Here is a 20,507-nt window from a genome sequence, read left to right on the forward strand (position 1 = left end):
CTCATATTTTTGCCGCGGGTGGGGCCGTTGTCTAGTTGGTGGGTGTGGGGTGCGTGTCTACTTTTGAATAAGCCTCAATATCTCCCTCCTCCAGCGCTCCTGATGCCCAAAGCAAAGAGAGCGCCCGAAAGACGGCCTCTATGGATATGTCTAACTCACTAGCAATTTTTTCATGGGTTCTATTGCCATCGCATAAATTGATGAGTTGGATGAGGTAATCACCTGCGAATTTTCCTTGAAAAAGTTTATCCGTAGGCGCCCCGAGTAGTTTTATGCCGCCTTCCACCGACTTGAAAATGACTCCCTGCCGCACAACTGGTTGTCGTGGAATTTTAAATTGCAAATCGTAGTGCGCAGCATAACCGAGCGTATTAGCGTTGAGTGTTTCGTTTTTCATTGGCTTGTTCCTAGAAATCTACAGTGATGAGAGAGCCGGTAGTGGTTTTTCTCGAAACCTTTTACTGCAACGCTCACACCGGTTAACAGCTACAGTGCTAGATTGCTGAAAATGGCCATTGATTAGGTTAAAAGTCCTGACCGTACCGCCCAGATTGTTCGTGTTGCAGTCTGCCTCTTTGATTGCCGATCTTAAAAATCCAGCAGCGATAGATACGTGATATGAAGCGAATCCTTCTGGTAACTTGTCTTCTGCTAAGTATCCGCCATGCTGCTCAACACGGTGTCGGTAACACTTATAACAGGCGGTTGAACCGGGGATAACGAGCGGTCCGCATACTATATGTTTATGCGAAATTTCTAAGCCGACGTGTGGAATCCCTCGTACGAATGAGACCGAATCAATGCAATCACGAATTTGATGCGCTGATTCAACAGTGATTGGGATGATGAAATCTGCATATGGTAAATCTGCTGCATATACTGGACCATCGATTTCTGTAACGATATCGTTATCATCCGCGAGCATAGAGGCTACGGCTTTACCGAATGCGCCTTGTGTTAAAAATAGGGCTATTTTCTGAGAATGCCAGAACATGTTGTGATCCTAAGCGAATGGTTGGATATTAGGGTTAATGTTTGCTTCTGGAGATGATTGGTGCCCCATTGCAATCGGCGCTGCATAGAGGCGAGGATGCGCAAGATAACGCGCGTAATGGCTGAATGATAGAGGCATAGCCTCCGGAATAAGTACCTTTACTACACGTTGTCCGGCTTGCCGAGCCTCGTCTGTGGTCAAATCAACCGCTATACACTCGGCGCCTTGATTTTTTAACTGACTTACTATCCAGTCAAGTGGGTCCTCTCCCTGAATGCTAGGAGCCAGGGTTGCCAGAGTTCGCGCCCTCCTATTGTTTCGTAGGAGAAAGTCAAAACGGTGACGATTTTTCCGTCGACCATTTTCGATAGCACCACCAATAACGCTGACTGATTCATCTGATGCACGTCGCTCAGGCGGAAGTTTCTTATACATACGCAGGGCAATACGCAAAGATGCCAATTCCCGGAAGAGTTTAGCCAAGGCCCGTTGTGGGTCTAAATCACACGTAGCCGCAACCACCTGCGCTAACTCATCGTCGTGCTCCGAGGTCTGGATTGCATAGAGGACCGGAACGCCATAGTCGCTCGTAGCGTCGAAGACATGTGTCTCAATACCAGGAACGGTCCCGACTTTGACATACTCTTTAACCTCTGGTCGCAGGGATTCAAAATCAATGTCGATCCGAGGATGAGGCAACTCTTGCAACCAGGTAAGGGATATAGAATCCCGTTCAATGACCTCTTGTATACCAGATAGTAGCGCGCGACGAATATCTGAATGCGCGGCTGTTCCTGTAGAAACAGCATTTGCAAACATCTCGGATTGCGAGAAGGCAGGAAAATTAAGATAAACGAGAAAAGCCGGAACAAAAATCTCTTGTTTTCTGGTCAGTGACCATCCTTTAACCCATCGTAGGGGAATCCTGGGATCGGGAAGAATATTGCGGCACCGGGTATCGGCGACCTCACTTTCGGAACAAAGAGGCCATCGCTGGAGGGCAACTGCCTTATCTCCTAGCTCCTGTTCGGTTGCCCAGATGAACTCACTCTCGTCCCATGCACAAGAGGAATAACGCTCGATGGACTCAACTATTGAAATTGCTTCCGCGAACTTAGGGTCGATTGCTCCACCGGCACCGTCAAAATTTCCTGAAGCTGCGCTATGAGACCATGAGGCTTATTCAAAAGTCTCCCCAGCCGCAAAAAACACCAACCCCCGCACCACCGAAAACACCCGCAGGTAAGACCCCAACGGCCGCCTGAACCCAGTATGCAAAACACGCCAAGCCTTAACATTGGCAATGACTCGCTCAACGACCGGTTTCGGTACAGCAATAACGAGTAACCAACACGCCCGAACAATACGTACCGAAAACCTGCACCAAAAAGGTGCCCTAGCCCCACACACTAGGGCACCTTTTCGATACCCTCAAACCATGAACCCAACCACCAAAATCGGCTACGCCCGAGTCTCCACCCCAGACCAATCCCTCGACCTACAAACACAAGCCCTCACCCAAGCAGGCTGCTACCAAACCTACGCAGACCACGGAGTCACCGGCCGCACCATGGCCAGACCACAACTCGAAGCCTGCCTCAAAGCACTACGCCCAGGAGACACCCTCATCGTCTGGAAACTTGACCGTCTGGGCCGGAACGTCAAAGGACTCTCAGAACTCCTCGAAACACTCGAAAACAAAGGAGTCTTCTTCTCCTCCCTCACCGAAGGAATAGACACCTCCACTCCGGTAGGAAAAATGATGTTCCATATCATCGCCTCACTAGCCGAGATGGAATCCAACCTAATCTCTGAACGCACCCGGGCAGGACTTGCTGCAATGAAGGCTAAGAATGGAGGTAATGGCGCGGGTCCCGGGCGGCCTTTGAAGTTATCGGTTGCTCAACGGGGGCAGTTGGTGCGGATGCGTTCGGAGGTAAATCCTCAGACTTGCAGAGTATGGAGCCTTCGGGAGCTCGCAGCTTTCTTTGGGGTGGGCGTATCAACAGTAGTGAGGTGCCTGGAAAAAGAAGACGTCTTGGGGGTATGACTTTGAGCTCTGCGTTTTGTCTCTACCGCTGAGAAGTTCGAGTAAGGCCAGAACCCATGCTAAAGGGCAGATGAAGAACTCAATGAGTGGCTTACTCCATCGAAAATAATGGTTACGGCCCCAGATACAGGTCCCCCAAAGCATGAGAAGAAAAGGGACTATGAATAGGATTATGAGGTCTGGAACCGAGAATGGGGTAACGAACGCATAGAACATGCTGCAGACGTGGGAAGAGCATGCACCGTATCCCGCAGTCTTCCACCCTGCTAAAAATACAAGTGATATAGCTAGGTAGAACAGTCCTGTCCTTATTATTTCTGTTGGAGACTGATGGAGAAGCCAATACGCCACGGCATCAACTGAATCTATGCCCCAGCCGGGAGAACCGAACATGCTCAGGAAGTCAAGCAGTGTTTCTTGGCTCGTTTTCCGGGTAAATACACCAACGGCATTAACGCAAGAGGCTAGTGAACAGACAACAATCCAAATTTTTCTGAGGGGAAGGGACATGGATTCTTTGATCCCGGTAATAACAGATAAAAGCATCAGACGCTTCCTTTCATGCAGTATTAGTACCCAGCGACTTAGAGCTTCCTGCAGTTTTACCGCTTTACCGTTGGCGGTAAACCGGTAAATACTACTTAATGGCTTCCCTAATAGCTTGCTCTACCACTTCACGAACCGTCAGCCCACGCTGAACAGCCCAAATCTTCAGCTCATTACGCAATGACTCAGGAATCTGGATAGTCAGGTGCTTCAAGGGGTCTTGTGCATCGATGGTAGGCATTGCCTCTTTCATAGAGGGGACAGCCTGTCGGGGAGCCATGGATTGGGTCAGGTTTTTCTTAGATTTCATTGCTTTGTTCTCTTCTTTTTAGGGTCTTAGTGTTCTGCGAGGAGTTCAGCTGCTGCGCGATCATACCCGTAGAGTTCAGTGGGCTTAGTGCCGAAGGACTGACGGATGTTTTCTCTGCGAGGGATAGCCGTTTCGAAATATCCCACTCCTTCCTTGTTCTTCTAGAACGTCAAAGGCAGCAGCGTATGAGCGAGTGCGAGTATTGACTTGAGTGAGCAGGATATAGGCGGCTGCGACTTCTGAGGCGATTGCTTCTGTCTCCCAGACACGAGACATGTCGATAGCACTTGATGCGGTTGGGATAATGATGAGGTCTGCCCCGTTAAGAGCAGCATCAATTCCGCGTGTATCACCAGGGGCCGTGTCAATGATAGCGATGGTCTCCGGTGCCTTGGTCACGCGTTTGAGTTGAGCAATGTTAACAGCTTGCACGCTGAAGGGGAGGGGCTGGTTGCTCTCTTCTGCACGGATAGCCCATTCTGTTGCTGAGCCTTGGGGGTCAGCATCGAGTACTTCTACTGTGTGGGTTTTGCTCGGGGCAGTTGCCAGGTAGATGGCGGTGGTAGTTTTGCCGACTCCGCCTTGGTGTTGGTGATGACGATTTTCATGGTTCTACGGTATCACTTGTTTTATTGTTTTACCTCATTACCGTTATATGCTTTTACCGGTTACGGTAAATATTGGTTATTTGATACCGGTAAGACGGTACGTATAACCACTAGCTAACGGCAGATAGAGGTTTTAGTTCTTTAACATTTTGGCTTGTTCTGGGTATAGCCGTGCAGCCTCCACAGCCCCCTTAAACCTCTTCACCTTCAAATACTCACGCATCAACCGAACCTGACTCAGACCCCGTACAGGCACAACCTTCGGCCTATTCATCTCCTCAAGAATCTGCTTCTGCTGCTGAATCAGACGCTCACGCTCAGCCTCAGCCTGCTTGTGCCGGATACGGGTAGGAGAAGGAGGCAAAGAACCATCATCGTACTTCCAGGCATTGACCCTAATATGTAGCCAGGCCAAGATTGAGCGCATACCACCGGTACCACGTGTTTGGGCACCACGTGTTTGGTAAACAATCCCCTCAGAATCCTGTTCTAAAGCTCGAATGATGTCTTGTATACACCACCCAGCGGCAAAAATCTTACCTAGGTGCTTCACGAGAAGCACAGTAGGTACCTTCCGTAGATCCAACACCTCTTCTTTGAGCCGTTCAGTCGCTGCCCAACGATCAGCAGTAGAAGCGGGGAGAGAAAACCGGCGGCCCCTGGTAGAGGGGCCGCCGGCCTGAAAGCTGAGGGGAAGCAGGTGGCTAGCTTACCCAGGTGCCTCGCTCTGCAGTCCAGTTGATGGTGGCACCATTTTCGAAGGTGACGCGGGTGACTCCATCAATCCAGGTCGTCTCATCGGTAACGGGGAAGCCCAGGGCTGCGGGGCCGCCCATGGCGTACCAGCGACCAGAGATGGCGCCGTATTCGTTGATAACCCGTGCCCCGGTAGAGGGAGTCCAGTAGACCGAGGTGGTGTACCCGTCCTTGAGGAAGTCCTGGCGCACGCAGCCCCAGAATTCGTATTCTGAGCTGGCGGGGTAACCCCAGGTACGTTCAAAGTCGCTACCTGCGTAGCGCCCACCAATGGCGCCGCCCCAGTAGACGCTGTGGGCACCGGTTTCAGGGCTCCAGTAGAGAGTGTGGGCCTTGGCAAAGTTCTGGATAACCCCACCGTTGATAGATGAGAAGGGGGCACCTGCGGGCAGGCCGAAGGTTTCAGCGCCGCCGCGGGAGTGGTAGTAGTTAGCTACCTTGTCGCTGATGGCGTAGGCGGGAACTTCGTTCGTAGTGTTTGAGAGAGTATTGACTGCGGTAGTAGATGAAACGTAGTCGTTAGGGCCCTTACCTGCTTCGTAGCGGTAGATGCCGACGTTACCCAGCACACGCCAGGGTAGGGACTTGCCGTGGCCGTAGCAGAAGCCGATGCCGATGACGTTGGCCTGAGGGGCCAGGATGGCGGCACGGTGGGGAGGTGAGCTCTTCCAGAAGTTGAGGAGCTGGTTGAGGTCGTCGTTGTAGGAGAGGGCGATAACTTCGCGGACGAAGCTGTAACCCTGGACCTTGGCGTTGTAGAGGAACTCGGTGCCGTGGGAGTAGTTTCCGGCCTTGAACTGGCGGATAGCTTCTACTTCCATGACTGAGGCTACGGTGGCAGAGTGCTTGACAGCGCCTAGACCGTTTTGGGCGCGGTAGGCGTTGATGAGGTTGAGCAGGGTCTGCTGGTCGGCGGCACGCTGGGCTGCAGAGACAGTGCGAATATCTGATGCAGCGGCAGTTGCGGCGGTGGCAACGGTGGCGGTGACAAGGCCGGTGAGGGAAAGGACGGCTGCCTGGCGGCGCGTCGGCTGAATCGCTCGGGTGGCTCCGAGGAGGTTCTTCATACATGCTCCTGTTTCTAGGGGGGATGAGCAAGGGGGGAGGTTTACGAAGATAACTTTATAGAATCGTGACCTATTTTTGACTATTTTGTGATGTTTTTGTGGGATTTATTTCAGGTCTGAACATATGCTGACATGTATAAAGATTGCTTATTACTAGCGTCTTAGCACTTCAGAGGCGCTTTCTTGCCATAAGCACAGACAATCCACCAAGATGGCTTCAAGGAAAATTCACTCTGCGTATGAGTGTTGCCACACCCACCATCTTCCCCACCGGCGACATGCCAAAACAGAATCATACCGGGCTAATAATTTCGAACAACCTTGATATTTAGCCCCCAAGACGGGGTTTATTAAACACGAATGTACTTAAAAAGCCTCCGTTTAGCTCTAGAAAAGGATTCGGCCACCTATACCCCTTTATGGAGGAAAAGAAAGCAACTTTATATGATTCATATTACATTTTGGATGATAGCGCTCTATACCCGGCAGTAACTTATACTCCGCATTCTAAAGAAACCAACTGGTACGAACCATCTCTATGGAGATAGCCATTTCCCCCACTCCTTAAAATGTCAGCCTCCCTTGCTAGCCTTAAATACAGCAACCCCTAGGAGCCCCATGTTCTTCATCGACGCTGAATCCGCGCCCTCACTGCCAGGCACCAGCCCCAAGGCCCTTGGCAAGTCGCTAGTCTATTCAGCATCTGACCTAGTAGCCTCCGCCCAATGCCAGTTTGCTGCCCTCTACGCCCTCGACCAAGCCCTAGGAAGAGTGCCCCGGCTAGAACGCAAGGAAGACCCTCAACTTCTCAGAGCCGCAGCTCTAGGTGAAGCCCACGAACAGCGCGTCCTACAAGACTTTATAAAAACCTACGGCAGCTGGGACCCTAGAACCGGGCAGGGAGTATATGAGGTTGAGCCCCCGCAAACCTATACCCGCCAAGCACTAGAAGAGAAACGAGAAGAAACACTCCACGCCCTGAGTGCAGGGGCCGATGTTGTCTTTCAGGCCAGTTTCTTCGACGGCTCCTTCCACGGGCGCGCTGACTTCCTCGTAAAACAGCCCCAGGGGAGCTACCGGGTGGTCGATACTAAACTGGCCCGCACAGCCCGCGTGCCCGCCCTCCTGCAGGTTGCCGCTTACGCCGACCAGCTAGATAGTGAAGGTATCCCCACTGACCCCTACGTCTGCCTCATTTTGGGTAATAATGTTGAATCCTTACACGAACTAGCCACCCTCACCCCCGTTTTTGAACAGAAACGCCAGCGGCTCCTGCACCTGCTGGCTGCCCATCAGAAGCCAGGCACACCCCCGGTGAGCTGGTTTGTAGAAACTGACAGCCCAGAAATAACAAGGTGCGGGCGCTGCGATACCTGCCAGGTCATGGTGCAAGAACACCGCGACATGCTCCTGACCTCAGGCATGACAGCACGAACACGGCAGGCTATCTACCAGCGCTGCGGCGTCCAAAGCATCGACCAGCTAGCTGCCCTCGCCGGAAAGTCTCAGCTCCCAGGGCTGGTGCGCCGCTACGCTGAACAGGCTGCACTCCAAACAGGTCTTGCCCAACCAGACGGTGCGGTAACAGTTAACCATGAAGGGCAGGAGCATACTCTCTCCTACAAACTCTTACCCCGACACTCTTTGCGCATGCTCCCCCGCGCTAGCGCCGGTGATCTCTTTATCAGCCTGCACTCTGACCCACTCTGGCACGATGAGCAGGCCGCCCACCCCACCTCGGCCTGGGGACTCACCTATGTTCTGGGGGTGGCGCACTTGAACGAGAGCCCTCAAGAAGAACCCCTCTTTAGCCAGTTCTGGGCTGATAATCGCGCCGCCGAGGGGCGTCTCTTGACTGATTTTCTGGCCCTGGTGCACCACCAGCGGCAGCTTAACCCCGGTCTGCGGGTCTACTATTTTGGGGCGTCTGCCCTCACCACCCTTCAACAGTTAGCTGCCCTGCATGGAGTGGGCGAAGCCTTCCTTACCGATGTTCAACGCGAAGGGGTCTTAGTGGACCTCTCTGAGGTTCTACGGCGCTCTATGCGCATCAGCGCAGGCACCCGGGTATTAGCAGATATTGAACCTCTCTACGCTGAGAATCTTGAGCCTGAGCTTGATATTCCAGTGACGGCATGTGCTGATATAGCTGAGGCAGAGAGGGCAGGGCGCACCGGGCAGGCAGAGGCTATGCGTGGGGCATTAGCCCGCAGCCTCTACCGCACAGGCCTGTCTCTGTCTCAGTTGCGTGCCTGGCTGCTAGGGCTAGCTGGGCGGTCAGTTGCTGATGAGGTGGTGCAGCCAGCCCCCTTAGCTGATCTAAATGAGCTACTTGTGCAGGCAGGTAGAGCTGAAGATGAGACTGATACTGAACGGGTTTTGCGCCAGTTCGTTGAGGCCTTGGACGCCGGTGGCGACTTGGAGCCACAAAAGCAGGCTGTTGCCATGGTCGCTACAGCTACGGGCTATCACCGCCGCGAGCGCCGCCAGTTTTGGTGGGATCATTTCAACCGCTTGACGGCTCCTCGTGAGGATTGGGAGGACGCCCGTGATGTGGTTTTGTTGGGTCGTTTGCAGGTGGTTGCTGATTGGCATCGTCCGGAGCGGGCTCGTTCTTTGGTGCGGCTTGTGAGTGGGGTGGCGCGGGTTGCGCCGGGGTCGTCGGTGAAGGTGGGCGATAGTGGTTTGTTTGCTATGTATGCACGCCCTTTTCCGCCTTTTTTGGAGCAGGAGGCTCGGCAGCAGGCTTTGACGTATGCGGCTTTGCATGAGGGTGTTTTGCCTGTTGAGGCTGAGCGGGCTGGTGCTTTTAATAGTGAGATTGTGGAGTTGGAGGAGATTCCGGAGCATGAGGTGGGTCAGCCTAACCTGGTTCGGATTACGGTGCGGGAGAGTTTGAGGGCTTCTGGTGAGGGGGTTGCTGAGCCTTATTCTCATCTGCCGATGGCCTTGACGCCTGGGCAGCCTATTCCGACTCAGGCTCAGGAGCAGGCTTTGCTTGAGTTGGCCGCTGGTACTGCTCGGGTTTTGCCGCAGGTGCCGGTGTCGGCGGGTACTGATGTGGTGCGTCGGGTTCCGCCTAGGCTGGTGGGGGGCGGGGTTTTGCCGCGTCCGCAGGATTTTGTGGAGACGCACGGGTCTTTGGCGACGGTGCAGGCTATTTATCAGGCGGTGAGCCAGTTGGATCGGTCTTATGTGGCGGTGCAGGGCCCTCCTGGGTCGGGTAAGACCTTTGTGGGTTCTCATGTGATTGGGCGTCTGGTGGCTGCTGGTTGGAAGGTGGGTATTGTGGCTCAGTCTCATGCGGTGGTTGAGAATATGCTGCTGGGGTGTATGAGTAATGGCCGGGTGGACCCTGATCAGATTGCTAAGGGGGCGGGGAAGAGTCAGACCCCGAATTTTCCTTGGCGTGAGGTGCGTAATCCTGATATTGCCCGGTTTATGGGTGAACCTGGGGGCCGTATTTTTGGTGGCACGGCCTGGGATTTTGCTTCTGACCGCAAGTTCCGGGGTGAGGGGCTTGATCTTCTGGTGATTGATGAGGCTGGGCAGTATTCTTTGGCGAATACTTTGGCGGTTGCTCGTGCGGCGAAGAACCTGCTGCTTCTGGGCGATCCGGCTCAGCTACCTCAGGTGACGCAGGGTACTCACCCTTACCCGGTGGACGAGTCTGCCTTGGGTTGGTTGTCTGCCGGGCGTACGGTTTTGCCGGAGGAGTTTGGCTATTTTCTTGATGTGACTTGGCGTATGCACCCTGCCTTGTGTGCCCCGGTGTCGGCTCTGTCCTATGAGGGTCGGCTGACGTCCGCTCCTTCGGGTACTGAGCGGCACTTGGAGGGCTGGGAGCCGGGGGTCTATCTGCGTACGGTAGAGCACCGGGGCAATTCAACAGCGTCAGTTGAGGAGGCCGCTGAGGTGGTGACTTTGGTGCGGCGTTTTCTGGGGCATGTGTGGACTCCTCACCTGGCGGCCCCTGAGCAGGCGGCGCCCTTAGCCCCTTCAGATATTATTGTGGTGGCCGCCTATAACGCCCAGGTTGATACTATTCGGGCGGCCCTGCTGGACGCAGGTTTGGCGGACGCCGAGGGCGGGGGTGTGCGCGTGGGTACGGTGGATAAGTTCCAGGGGCAGGAGGCCCCGGTGGTGCTGGTGTCCATGGCTGCGTCGAGTGCCGGTGATAGTCCTCGTGGCACTGATTTTCTGCTCTCACCGAACCGGCTGAATGTGGCCTTATCTCGTGGCATGTGGGCGGCGGTGGTGGTCTGTTCTACCCGGTTCACCGATTTTATGCCGATGACCCCGGAGGCGCTGGCCCTCTTGGGTGCTTTTATTCGTCTTGAGCAGGCGGCTCTGCCTTTCCCCGATTAGGGGGAGGCAGGTGCCGGCACCGATACCCCCGCTGTTAGGAGTTAGTATGGCCTTCTCCCCTACTCACCGTAAGCGTTCTCCCTATCTTTTTCATTTTGAGGGGCAGACTGTGGCCCTGGGTGAGCCCCGCTATTTGCAGCGTATCGATGAGCGCCTGCGCGAGCAGGGGTATGCCACCAGGCCAACCTACTGGGATCAGGCTTATCTGGCTGAACTTGCTGCCTTGAACCCCGAAGAGACAGGCCAGGACCAGTTTGCGGCCCCCAGTGACCCGGCTCAGCTCAATAGTGTGGGGGTCTCGTGTAGTAGTAGTGAATTCTGGTCTGCCATGTATGCCCGCAGTTTTGAATCCACGCCGTGGGGCGGGGAGGGCGATACCCTCTACATGCCGCAGCTACCTGATTGGTTGGAACGCACCCGGGCTTGGACGCTTGACCCTCTTGCCCCTCATGACGGGCCGGGGGACCCTGACCCGGCTGGTGGCTGGGTGCGGGTAAGAAGCCAGCAGGGGGGCGGGGCCCCCTTGGGGCTTTTTCAGCTGACCAGCCCCGACTATTTCTGGGTCTTTGGGTCGGCACCTGACCTTAAGCAGGTGGTTCACTTGTGCCGGGATTTGGGGCGTGATCTGGCTGGTTTCGATACCGCTACCGCCTACCTGGGCTACGATTTGACCTGTAGTAGCATCAGGCTGCCGATTGAGTGCGCCCAGCCCTTACAGGAGCAGCTTCTTATGGCCGGGGTGGACGCTGAACCCCTGCTCTGGGGTGAGGGTTAGTTTTCTGCCCGGTCACTCTAGGGCATACTGAGAAGCATGTTTGTACTGACCTTTATTGCCCGCTCGCCCCAGGGCCCGGTTCAGGCGCACCTTGCCGACCTGGAGAACCGTCTGGAGCAGCTGGCCCCTGCTATTGCTTTTACCCGCACCTACCCCGATGAGTTGCAGGGGGCCTTTGACAAGGCCCAGGACGCCCTAGCCGCCGCCCTGTTAGGGGCCAGGTTTACCCGGTTTTGGGTGGGCATTGGTGCCGGCGAGCTGATACGGCCGCGCTTCGCAGCGGCCCTGGGCGCTGTATCTACCCCGGAGTGTTCTGGTGCGGCTTTGAGCCTGTCACGTTCGGCGGTGGAGCAGGCTCAGACTGGTGCCCCGCCGCGCGGTATCTGCGTGCACGCCCATGACCAGGGGGTCAGGGCAGATCAGGTAACTGGCCTTTTGCGTCTGCTCTACCGGGTGGCGTCCGCCCGTACCGAAGCTGAGTGGAGGGTGCTTGATTTGCTGGTGCCCGGTGTGCGCGGGCAGCAAAAGGCGGTGGCCCAGGCCCTGGGTATTACGTCCCAGGCGGTGAGTAAGACCCTGGTGCGCTCCTACTGGCATGAGGAGTTAGCGTCCCGTGACCTGATTGCTGAACTTCTTGAGGGTTTAGAGTCCCAAGAATAGCAAGGCACGCAGGGGTTAGTAACTTAGGGGCTAGTGAAGCAGCAGGGAAATAGCCAGAATAACAGGCATAGACCCCAAGGTGGTGAGGAGAACAATATCCCTAGCGAAGGTACTTGCCACGTTATAGCGAATAGCAAAGTTATACATATTCTGGGCACTAGGAAGGGCCGCTAGAACAGTGGCCGCAAAGACATCGCTCTCACCCAGGTGGAAAACATAGCGAGCTAGTAGGTAGGCGACCAGGGGCATAAGAATATTCTTAAAACCTGCCGCGAGCACGGTCTCAAAACGCTGCCCAGGGGTATTGAGCACCCTAGACCCCCGCAGGGACATACCAAAAGCTGCCAGGATCAGGGGCACACCGGCCCCACCGAGAATACGGAAGGGCTCTATCACCACATCAGGCACCGGCAGGCTCAACAGATTAACCGCTAACCCCAAGGCAGAACCAATAATAAGCGGGTTTTTAATGGGCTGGGTGGCAACAGTTTTCACCGAAACCGCCCCGTGAGAAATAGCATCCAAAATTGAGAGCACAATAGGGGCAGCAATAAGAAGCTGAAAAAGCAGGATAGGGGCCACCTGGGCGGCGTCCCCCACAATATAGGTGGCGACCGGCAGGCCCATATTATTAGCGTTAATATAGCCACTTGCTGCTGCACCGACAGTGACAGTACCAGCGTCCCTTTTGAGAATAAAACGGGCAATGAGCGCATAGAGCAGGGCAACTGCGCTGAAACTAAGAATTGCAACCGGTAGCCGACCAGAGAAAATAAGGTGAACATCAGCCCCGGCCATAGTGACGAACATGAGCGGGGGCAGGGCCACAAAGAAGGCAAAACGGTTGAGGGCCAGCGCGGAGTTCGGGCCGAGAATATCTAGGCGGGCCACCAAGTAGCCTGCCCCTACCACCACGGCGATGATGGTGAACCCTTCAAATACTGCCAGCATACGTGTCTTCTTTCCGCCCTGAGGCTATTGTCTAGCTCCTATGATTCTAGCTGGCAAGCCGTGGAGCAGTTGATGAAGATTCTCAGGTAGACTCGCTCAGCAAGCGGGCGCAGCAGGGAGCTCTTCAGGGCAAACAGCACCATAGATGAGCGCATTATTTCACCGGGTATGACGGGCCAGCTGGCGCCAAGCCGCCATTGCTTAAAGCAGGTCGCGCAGGATGGGGACCAGCCCGTCCTCGTAGACTGAGCCGGTGACGTCCGTAGCCAGTTCAGCTACCTCAGGTACAGCCTGGCCCATAGCAACGCCGCGGGCAGCCCAGTGAATCATTTCCTTATCGTTTAGGCCGTCGCCGATAGCGATGGTGTGGCGGGGGTCCACGTGGAGTTTGCGGCGAATCTGCTCTAAGGCTGTTGCTTTAGTGACACCATGGGCGGCCACATCAAGCCAGGCGCTCCACCCCACCGCATAGTTCACCCCGTGCAAACCCGAATCGTAGATAGCACGCTTAAAATCAGCGGGGGTATCACTGGGTGAGCACACCACCACGCGCACCGCCGAGTTCATCGCCGCCATCTTAGTGCGAGTAGTTTTGACCGTGTTTACCCCAAATGACCAGTCCTCAAAATTGTCGGTGGCGTAGACGGTGCCATCAGGTGCCTCAAGAGCCAAGGACGCCTGCGGCAGCTTAGCTTTGAGTAAGGTGATAGCAGGTGAAGGGTCAAAGGTGACCTTGTCGATGATGCGGTAGCCAGCCTCCACGGCAGGGTCAATGCTGAGGGTCACTGCCCCATTGGAACTGACCGCATAGCCGCGGGTAAGCCCAATCATCCCAACAATAGGTAAGGTCGCGCACAGGGAACGCCCGGTTGAAATGACTACGTGGTGGCCAGCGTCCACGACCTCCTGCGCTGCCTTTTTGACGCCCTCGCTCATGGCGCCGTCGTGGTTAACCAGGGTGCCATCAACGTCGATAGCGATCAGGTACTTGGCGCCGTCCTCTTTTTGCCAGTCCGAGCGGCGCAGCGGCAGGGTTTGCATGTCTTTGATCTCTGAAATCATCGGTGTCTCGTTTCTCTCGTATAGACCAGACTATACAAAAGCCGGGTTAAGGCAAGGTGAGCAAGGCCTTAAACAAGGAATCTTTGAATACCCTCATGAGGCATAGCATGAATGCGCTATTCCGCACTTTGCGAATGTTTTATTCCGCACTTTGTGATAGTTCTGTATATTTTTGTGTATGTCTTTAGCTGACCTATCCGATAGCACACAGAATTATCTCAAGATTATCTGGAGTATCACCGAGCATTCTCATGAGCCAGCCACAACATCAGAGGTGGCAGCACGGGCTGGTTTACGGCAATCTACGGTTTCGGACGCGGTCAAGCGGCTGGTCTCCGCGGGTTTGGCTCTCCACCAGCCCTACGGAGGAATTGAGTTAACAGAGCAGGGTAAAAGCTATGCCCTGTCGATGATTCGTCGGCACCGCCTCATTGAGACGTTCCTGGTGCAAACCCTAGGGTATCGCTGGGACCAGGTGCATGATGAGGCTGAAGTACTAGAACATGCTGTCTCTGACATGATGATTGACCGCATCGATGCCCTACTGGGCTACCCACGCCGTGACCCCCACGGAGACCCTATTCCGTCCCCCGTAGGTGAGGTGGAGCAGCTATTGTCTTTGACACTCGCTGATTGTGCCCAAGGGCAAGGGGCCGGGGCAGAAGTGGTTGTTGAGCGGATCCCTGACGATGATCCGGCTCTCCTACGCCTGCTAGCAGAATCTGGGGTGGTGCCCGGTGCAGTGCTGATCCTCGCCAAGAATCAGCAGCAAGAAGACATGATTTCTTTTGCCCTGGGAACAGGTCAGGTGATGGTCTTAAGCGCTGAGATAGCACACGTAGTAATGGTCTCCCCTCGCCCCAGTGCGCACCCTGAATCTTAGGCCGCTACTGCCCGCCGAGCACGCAGCTGGGCAAGCACCCCATGGCCAGGAGCAAACAGATAGGCCACGCTAAAGAAGAAGCCCAGGACCAGAACCACAGAGCCACCAGCCGAGACATCAAAAGCGTAGCTCAGATAGAAACCCGTCACAGCCCCCACCACCGAAACCAGCGAAGAAATCACCAGCATAGGGGTGAAACGGTCAGTCAGCAGACGCGCAGTAGAACCAGGGATAACCAGCAGGGCAACAACCAGAACCACACCCACAATTTGAAGGGCTAGCACCGAGGTCATAGCCAGGGCCACCAGCAGCAGCCCTGACAGAAGGCGCGGGTTAAGCCCGATAGCGTGAGTGTAGCTAGGGTCAAAAGCGTAGAGCACCAAATCACGGCGTTTGACCATGAGTACGGTGATAACAATAAAAGCTAGCCCCGCAATCTGGGCAACATCTGACCAGCTCACACCCAGCACGTTACCAAAGAGAATGGAATGTAAATCTGTTTGTGATGGGGTAATAGATATCAGCACCAGGCCCAGGGCGAACATAACGGTAAAGACGATGCCGATAGCAGCGTCCTCACGGATTCGACCCCGGCGCCCCACCGCCCCGATCAAACCTACAGCGATAAGAGCAACAATGATAGCCCCCAAGGAGAAGGGCACCCCAAAGATATAGGCTAAGACCACACCGGGTAAGACAGCGTGTGAGATAGCATCGCCCATGAGGGCCCAGCCCATGAGAATAAGCCAGCAGGAAAGTAAGGCACAGACAAGGGCAGCGATGACCGTAACGATAAGCCCGCGGTGGATGAAGCCGTAGGTGAGAGGTTCGATAAAGAACTCATGCATGGTGAGGCTCCTGGGGGTAAGAGGGCGCGGGGTTAAGGTTTGTGGCGGTGTAGCTGGCTGGCGCTAAGGGGTTCATGCCAAAGGCGCGGACGATATTCTCAGGGGCTAGCACCTGCTGGGGTGAGCCGGTCATCAGCACCTCGTTACGCAGCAAGATAGCGGTATCTGCAAGATCGGCCAGGTGGGCTAAATCGTGGGTTGAGATGAGAATTCCTGCCCCACCTTCTTTAAGTTCCTTGAAGAGGGAGATGAGCATTGTTTCGCTGCGTTTATCAACACCCGCGAAGGGCTCATCTAGCAGGAGCAGGCGGGCGCCTTGGGCTAGGCCACGGGCGACGAAGGCGCGTTTGCGCTGGCCCCCTGAGAGGTTGCCTATTTGTCTATCGGCTAGGTCGGTGAGACTGACTCGTTCTAGGGCCATATCCACAGCGGCTCGGTCTTTTGCTGTGAGTCTGCGGGTGATTCCTAACCGCCCGTAGCGCCCTTGGCTAACGACGTCCCTTACGGAGACAGGGAAGGTAAAGTCTATATCTTCATTCTGGGGAACGTAGCTGACGATACCTGCCTTGCGGGCTTGGGCTGGTGTGAGCCCGTCAATGAAGACGCGCCCGCTGGTGGGTACTACTCCCATGAGAGCTTTGAAGAGGGTAGATTTTCCAGACCCGTTCATGCCGACTAGCCCGCAGATGCTCTTGCTCTCTACCTGCACAGAGGCAGACGTGAGGGCTTTGACGTCCCCGTAGCTGACGGTGAGGTCCTGGGCTTCCAGCAGGGCTGAGGTGGGGGTATGGCCCTGGGTCTGCGGGCTAGGTCTGCGCATGGTGGTTTCTTTGTCTCTTACTGGTGGGTGGAGCCGAGGGCTTCTGCGATGAGTTCGGCGTCGTAGCGGATAAGGTCTAGGTAGGTGGGTACGGGGCCGCCTTCTTCTGAGAGGGAGTCAACGTAGAGGGCTCCTGCATAGTGTGCCCCGGTTTCGTTGGCTACTTGTTCCATGGAGCTGGATGAGACGGTTGATTCGCAGAATACCGCCGGTACCTGGTTTTCTTCTACGGTGTCAGCTATTTCTCGAATGCGGCGTGAGCCGGTTTGCCCGTCTGAGTTAACGGCCCAGAGGTAGGCTTCTTCCAAGGAGGCGTCATGAGCCAGGTAGGAGAAAGCTCCTTCGCAGGTGACCAGCAGGCGCTGCTGCTCAGGGAGGTCTGCCAGTTCAGCTACTAGCTGGTCGTGGACCTTTTGGAGTTCTTTTTTGTAGGCTTCGGCGTTGGCGGTGAAAGCGTCAGCGTGTTCGGGGTCGAGCTGGGAGAAAGCTTCGGCGATGTTATCGACGTAGGTTTGGGCGGCAAGGGGGCTCATCCAGGCGTGGGGGTTGGGTTTACCAGCCCCGGCATCTTCGGTGATGGTGATGGGGTCGATGCCTTGGGTGACGGTGACGCTTGGGGCCTCGGAGTCGTGAAGGAACTGGTTGAGCCAGGTTTCGAGGTTGAGCCCGTTGGCTAGGATCAGGTCGGCGTCTGCTGCCTTGCGGACGTCTGAGGGGGTGGGCTCGTATTCGTGAATTTCTGCACCGGGTTTGGTTAAGGATTGGACGTCGATGTAGTCGCCGCCGACGTTTTGGGCGATGTCGGCTAGGACGGTGAAGGTTGCCAGTACCTGGGGTTTGTGGGAGGACGCTTCTGTGGAGTTGGGGGCGCAGGCGGAGAGCAGTCCGGTGGAGACGATGGCTACTGTGGCCATGAGGGTGCGCAGGCGGGATGGTCGCTGTGAGCGGTGAGCTGGGGGGAACTGTGCCATGGGGAGTTCTTTCGTGCTAGGTAGTCGGTGGGTTTTAGTGGGGAGAGGATGTCTTCTTCACCGCCACCATCATAAGTTCGTCTAGACGAACTTTCAAGAATATTTGCATTTTTGACACCCCAATAAAACCCACCAAAATCCACGCAAAAGACTCAGGCCCACCCCTCACCTGCCCCACACGGGCAAGCAAGAAGGTGAGCCTTAGCTACCAGATAGACTATCTCGCTTTACTGGACTACCGGAATAACCTCTAGCCCACCCATATAGGGGCGCAGGGCCTCAGGGATACGAACCGAGCCGTCAGCCTGCTGGTGGGTCTCAAGAATAGCAACCAGCCAGCGGGTAGTCGCCAAGGTGCCGTTAAGGGTGGCTACGGTGCGGGTGCCACCCTTTTTGGTCTTGCCATCTGCGGTGACGGTATCAGGCATGCGCTCGCGCACGTTCAGGCGGCGGGCCTGGTAGGTGGTGCAGTTGGAGGTGGAGGTCAGCTCGCGGAAGGCTCCCTGAGTGGGCACCCAGGCTTCGCAGTCAAACTTACGGGCAGCAGATGAGCCCAAGTCGCCTGCGGCGGTGTCGATGACGCGGTAGGAGAGCTCGCATTTGGCGAGCATTTCTTCTTCCCAGGCCAGCATTTTGGCGTGCATCTCTTCTGCCTGTTCAACGGGGCAGTAGACGAACATTTCAGCCTTGTTGAACTGGTGCACGCGGATGATGCCGCGGGTGTCTTTACCGGCGGAGCCAGCTTCGCGGCGGTAGCAGGAGGACCAACCCAGGTACTTCTTAGGGCCCTTGTCGAAGTCGATGATTTCATCGGCGTGGTAGCCGGCAATAGCGACCTCTGAGGTGCCGACCAGGTAGAGGTCATCACGTTCTAGGCGGTAGATTTCGTCGTCGTGTTCGACGTTGAAGCCGGTGCCGTTCATGGTTTCGGGGCGCACCAGGGTGGGGGTGGTGAGCATGGTGAAGCCGTTGGCGGTGGCCTGGTCAAGGGCCATCCACATAAGGGCCTGTTCTAGGCGGGCTACATGGCCTTTGAGGAAGTAGAAGCGGGAGCCTGATACTTTAGCGCCGCGTACCATGTCGATACCGTCGATGAGTTCACCGATTTCAAGGTGGTCGCGGGGTTCAAAGCCGTCTGCCTCGAAGTTGCGGGGTTCACCGACCTGCTTGATGACCACATAGTCATCCTCCCCACCGGCGGGAATACCGTCAATGATGAGGTTGCCAACACCGGCGACCAGTTCTTCCTGGCGGGCGGCTGCGGCGTCCGCTGCGGCCTTGGCTTCTGAGACTTTGTGGGAGAGTTCCTTAACCTCAGCGAGCAGGGCCTGCTTTTCTTCTTTGGCGGCCTTGCCGATTTTCTTGGAGAAAACGTTCTGTTCGGCGCGTAGCTTCTCGAATTCGTTGATGGAGGTGCGGCGGGTGGCGTCCGCTTCGAGAATCTGGTCGATGACGGCTTCGTCAGCACCGCGGGCGCGCTGGGAGGCGCGGAAGGCGTCGGGGTTTTCACGCAGGAGGTTAATGTCAATCATGCCTCTAAATTTACCGTAGTTGCCGCCGGGATGTCAGGCGGAAGGACGCAGAGGGGTGGGCTGGTGCGTCCGCCTGGTGGGATTGGGGCAGGTTTGGGAGGGTGTTGGCCAAGCACCAGACGGTTTCATTCAGTATGCTGGTCATATGGTTTCGCGTAGGACTGTCGTATCGTCTCTTGCTGTTTCTGCGGTGCTCGCTGGTACCGCCGCCCTTATTGCGGTGCGGCAGGCGCAACGGGCACGCCCTGACCTCTTCCCCGTCTACAGGCCTTTCCACCGGCAACTAGAAGCCGGCACACCACGCCAAGTAGCGGTGGTCTACAACCCGTCAAAAGCACGCACAGAGTCCGTCAACCGCATCATTACGGCCGAACTGGGGTTCGCCAACTGGCCCAAGGCCCGTTTCTATGAAACCGAGATAGATGACCCCGGCGCGGGAATGGCCCGCCAGGCCATAGCTGACGGGGCCGAGATTGTACTAGCCGTAGGCGGCGATGGCACGGTGCGGGCAGTAGCCGATGCCCTAGCCGGAACCGAAGCCACCCTAGGAGTAGTACCCCTGGGCACCGGCAACCTTCTAGCCCGCAACCTTGAAATGAACGTAGCCGACCTCCACGCCTGCATCAACGTAGCCTTACACGGTCAGCAGCGGGCTATCGACATGATTCACATGAGCATGACAGGGCCCAAGAACCCCCCTGATGTGAACTACCTGGTCATGGGAGGGGCCGGTTTTGACGCCCAAATCATGACAGACACCCGCGAAGACCTCAAAGCTAAAATCGGGTGGTTAGCCTACGTTGAGGCCAGCATGAAGCACATCGTCACCCGCCGCCGCCCCGCAGAGATTTCCGTAGACGGCGGTGAAGCAATCCACCGAAAAATTCGCGCGGTGCTGATAGCTAATACCGGCAAGATCCAGGGCGGGGTGAACCTGGCGTCCGTAGCAGAACTAGCGGACGGGCAGCTTGAGGTTATTGTGCTGACCCCGCGCAACCTCTTAAGCTGGGTGCGCATGGTCGGGCAGTTTATTCTGCGCCGCCCCAACGTACCTTACCCGGTGGTAGAGCACTTTGTAGGCACAGACGTGCAGGTGCGCTTCCCCCACTCCCACCTACCAGTTGAGGTAGATGGGGACGTCCTTGGTGACGTCACAGCCCTCCACGCCCAGGTGCGCCCCAGCGCGGTAATGGTCAATGTTTACCCCGAGAGTATGCAGATTCGTTCCCTGGGGGACCTGATGGATGCCAGGGAAGACATCGCCCAGCAGCAGCGCCTCTGGTGGCAGCGGCTCTTCCGCCTCTAA

Annotated in this window: 18 protein-coding genes and 1 pseudogene; 6 read left to right on the forward strand and 13 right to left on the reverse strand. The window is 55.9% G+C overall.

The genetic code is table 11. The features are described from left to right. Nucleotides 1–31: 31 nt before the first annotated feature. The 3 genes from ACEE09_RS08820 to ACEE09_RS08830 are packed head-to-tail and all read right to left on the reverse strand — an operon-like array spanning nt 32 to nt 2,119. The gene (locus ACEE09_RS08820; protein ID WP_449083939.1) at nt 32–397 is read right to left on the reverse strand and encodes a hypothetical protein; all 366 of its coding nucleotides are present in this window, start codon (nt 395–397) and stop codon (nt 32–34) included. 18 nt (nt 398–415) lie between these two features. After that, nucleotides 416–994 carry a hypothetical protein gene (locus ACEE09_RS08825; protein ID WP_449083941.1) on the reverse strand — a complete coding sequence of 193 codons (579 nt, stop codon included), beginning with the start codon at nt 992–994 and terminating at the stop codon, nt 416–418. Nucleotides 995–1,003: 9 nt separating this feature from the next. After that, nucleotides 1,004–2,119, reverse strand: a complete 1,116-nt coding sequence (locus tag ACEE09_RS08830) for a YcaO-like family protein (RefSeq protein WP_449083982.1) — start codon at nt 2,117–2,119, stop codon at nt 1,004–1,006. Nucleotides 2,120–2,432: 313 nt separating this feature from the next. On the opposite strand from ACEE09_RS08830, the gene ACEE09_RS08835 reads away from it, so the two are divergent. Continuing rightward, on the forward strand, nt 2,433–3,044 hold the full coding sequence (locus ACEE09_RS08835; RefSeq protein WP_449083943.1) for a recombinase family protein: 612 nt from the start codon (nt 2,433–2,435) through the stop codon (nt 3,042–3,044). A 637-nt stretch (nt 3,045–3,681) separates the two neighbouring features. Here ACEE09_RS08835 and ACEE09_RS08840 read toward each other — a convergent pair. The 4 genes and pseudogenes from ACEE09_RS08840 to ACEE09_RS08855 form a co-directional block, all read right to left on the reverse strand. Then, nucleotides 3,682–3,900 carry a hypothetical protein gene (locus ACEE09_RS08840; protein WP_449083945.1) on the reverse strand — a complete coding sequence of 73 codons (219 nt, stop codon included), beginning with the start codon at nt 3,898–3,900 and terminating at the stop codon, nt 3,682–3,684. Between the two features lie 84 nt (nt 3,901–3,984). Further along, nucleotides 3,985–4,476: pseudogene (locus tag ACEE09_RS08845) on the reverse strand (ParA family protein); the annotation flags it as partial. 165 nt (nt 4,477–4,641) lie between these two features. Then, complete coding sequence (locus ACEE09_RS08850) at nt 4,642–5,094, reverse strand: hypothetical protein (RefSeq protein ID WP_449083946.1); 453 nt, start codon at nt 5,092–5,094, stop codon at nt 4,642–4,644. 118 nt (nt 5,095–5,212) lie between these two features. Continuing rightward, nucleotides 5,213–6,331 carry a CAP domain-containing protein gene (locus ACEE09_RS08855; RefSeq protein WP_449083948.1) on the reverse strand — a complete coding sequence of 373 codons (1,119 nt, stop codon included), beginning with the start codon at nt 6,329–6,331 and terminating at the stop codon, nt 5,213–5,215. Between the two features lie 618 nt (nt 6,332–6,949). Between ACEE09_RS08855 and ACEE09_RS08860 the strand changes: the two genes are divergently transcribed. The 3 genes from ACEE09_RS08860 to ACEE09_RS08870 are packed head-to-tail and all read left to right on the forward strand — an operon-like array spanning nt 6,950 to nt 12,134. Further along, nucleotides 6,950–10,699, forward strand: coding sequence for an AAA domain-containing protein (locus ACEE09_RS08860; RefSeq protein ID WP_449083950.1), 3,750 nt, complete (start codon nt 6,950–6,952; stop codon nt 10,697–10,699). Nucleotides 10,700–10,745: 46 nt separating this feature from the next. Continuing rightward, the gene (locus tag ACEE09_RS08865; protein WP_449083952.1) at nt 10,746–11,474 is read left to right on the forward strand and encodes a hypothetical protein; all 729 of its coding nucleotides are present in this window, start codon (nt 10,746–10,748) and stop codon (nt 11,472–11,474) included. Nucleotides 11,475–11,510: 36 nt separating this feature from the next. Beyond that, nucleotides 11,511–12,134, forward strand: coding sequence for a recombinase RecJ (locus ACEE09_RS08870; protein WP_449083954.1), 624 nt, complete (start codon nt 11,511–11,513; stop codon nt 12,132–12,134). A gap of 30 nt (nt 12,135–12,164) precedes the next feature. Here ACEE09_RS08870 and ACEE09_RS08875 read toward each other — a convergent pair whose 3' ends face one another. Both ACEE09_RS08875 and ACEE09_RS08880 read right to left on the reverse strand, forming a co-directional pair. Next, complete coding sequence (locus tag ACEE09_RS08875; protein WP_449083956.1) at nt 12,165–13,085, reverse strand: AEC family transporter; 921 nt, start codon at nt 13,083–13,085, stop codon at nt 12,165–12,167. 201 nt (nt 13,086–13,286) lie between these two features. Further along, nucleotides 13,287–14,147 carry an HAD family hydrolase gene (locus ACEE09_RS08880; RefSeq protein ID WP_449083958.1) on the reverse strand — a complete coding sequence of 287 codons (861 nt, stop codon included), beginning with the start codon at nt 14,145–14,147 and terminating at the stop codon, nt 13,287–13,289. A 178-nt stretch (nt 14,148–14,325) separates the two neighbouring features. On the opposite strand from ACEE09_RS08880, the gene ACEE09_RS08885 reads away from it, so the two are divergent. After that, entirely contained in the window at nt 14,326–15,030 is a 705-nt protein-coding gene (locus tag ACEE09_RS08885; protein ID WP_449083960.1) for a metal-dependent transcriptional regulator, read from the forward strand. On the opposite strand, the gene ACEE09_RS08890 is transcribed toward ACEE09_RS08885, so the two are convergent. From ACEE09_RS08890 to serS, 4 genes are all read right to left on the reverse strand, one after another. Then, nucleotides 15,027–15,878: a metal ABC transporter permease gene (locus tag ACEE09_RS08890; protein WP_449083962.1), complete on the reverse strand. Its 852-nt coding sequence runs from the start codon at nt 15,876–15,878 to the stop codon at nt 15,027–15,029. The genes ACEE09_RS08885 and ACEE09_RS08890 overlap by 4 nt on opposite strands. Beyond that, a complete protein-coding gene (locus ACEE09_RS08895; protein WP_449083964.1) occupies nt 15,871–16,698 on the reverse strand; it encodes a metal ABC transporter ATP-binding protein in 828 nt (275 codons plus the stop codon). Before ACEE09_RS08895 ends, ACEE09_RS08890 begins: the two co-directional genes overlap by 8 nt. Before the next feature lie 17 nt (nt 16,699–16,715). Then, the gene (locus ACEE09_RS08900) at nt 16,716–17,669 is read right to left on the reverse strand and encodes a metal ABC transporter substrate-binding protein (protein ID WP_449083966.1); all 954 of its coding nucleotides are present in this window, start codon (nt 17,667–17,669) and stop codon (nt 16,716–16,718) included. A 227-nt stretch (nt 17,670–17,896) separates the two neighbouring features. Further along, complete coding sequence (serS, locus tag ACEE09_RS08905) at nt 17,897–19,201, reverse strand: serine--tRNA ligase (RefSeq protein ID WP_449083968.1); 1,305 nt, start codon at nt 19,199–19,201, stop codon at nt 17,897–17,899. 145 nt (nt 19,202–19,346) lie between these two features. Between serS and ACEE09_RS08910 the strand changes: the two genes are divergently transcribed. Continuing rightward, on the forward strand, nt 19,347–20,507 hold the full coding sequence (locus tag ACEE09_RS08910) for a diacylglycerol/lipid kinase family protein (protein WP_449083970.1): 1,161 nt from the start codon (nt 19,347–19,349) through the stop codon (nt 20,505–20,507).

This window comes from Rothia sp. 88186D007BW (genome assembly GCF_053544215.1).

Coding starts and splice junctions, on each gene's coding strand:
- ACEE09_RS08820 (WP_449083939.1), bottom strand. CDS start 397: ATGAAAAACGAAACACTCAACGCTAATACGCTCGGTTATGCTGCGCAC.
- ACEE09_RS08825 (WP_449083941.1), bottom strand. CDS start 994: ATGTTCTGGCATTCTCAGAAAATAGCCCTATTTTTAACACAAGGCGCA.
- ACEE09_RS08835 (WP_449083943.1), top strand. CDS start 2,433: ATGAACCCAACCACCAAAATCGGCTACGCCCGAGTCTCCACCCCAGAC.
- ACEE09_RS08840 (WP_449083945.1), bottom strand. CDS start 3,900: ATGAAATCTAAGAAAAACCTGACCCAATCCATGGCTCCCCGACAGGCT.
- ACEE09_RS08855 (WP_449083948.1), bottom strand. CDS start 6,331: ATGAAGAACCTCCTCGGAGCCACCCGAGCGATTCAGCCGACGCGCCGC.
- ACEE09_RS08860 (WP_449083950.1), top strand. CDS start 6,950: ATGTTCTTCATCGACGCTGAATCCGCGCCCTCACTGCCAGGCACCAGC.
- ACEE09_RS08865 (WP_449083952.1), top strand. CDS start 10,746: ATGGCCTTCTCCCCTACTCACCGTAAGCGTTCTCCCTATCTTTTTCAT.
- ACEE09_RS08870 (WP_449083954.1), top strand. CDS start 11,511: ATGTTTGTACTGACCTTTATTGCCCGCTCGCCCCAGGGCCCGGTTCAG.
- ACEE09_RS08875 (WP_449083956.1), bottom strand. CDS start 13,085: ATGCTGGCAGTATTTGAAGGGTTCACCATCATCGCCGTGGTGGTAGGG.
- ACEE09_RS08880 (WP_449083958.1), bottom strand. CDS start 14,147: ATGATTTCAGAGATCAAAGACATGCAAACCCTGCCGCTGCGCCGCTCG.
- ACEE09_RS08885 (WP_449083960.1), top strand. CDS start 14,326: ATGTCTTTAGCTGACCTATCCGATAGCACACAGAATTATCTCAAGATT.
- ACEE09_RS08890 (WP_449083962.1), bottom strand. CDS start 15,878: ATGCATGAGTTCTTTATCGAACCTCTCACCTACGGCTTCATCCACCGC.
- ACEE09_RS08895 (WP_449083964.1), bottom strand. CDS start 16,698: ATGCGCAGACCTAGCCCGCAGACCCAGGGCCATACCCCCACCTCAGCC.
- ACEE09_RS08900 (WP_449083966.1), bottom strand. CDS start 17,669: ATGGCACAGTTCCCCCCAGCTCACCGCTCACAGCGACCATCCCGCCTG.
- serS (WP_449083968.1), bottom strand. CDS start 19,201: ATGATTGACATTAACCTCCTGCGTGAAAACCCCGACGCCTTCCGCGCC.
- ACEE09_RS08910 (WP_449083970.1), top strand. CDS start 19,347: ATGGTTTCGCGTAGGACTGTCGTATCGTCTCTTGCTGTTTCTGCGGTG.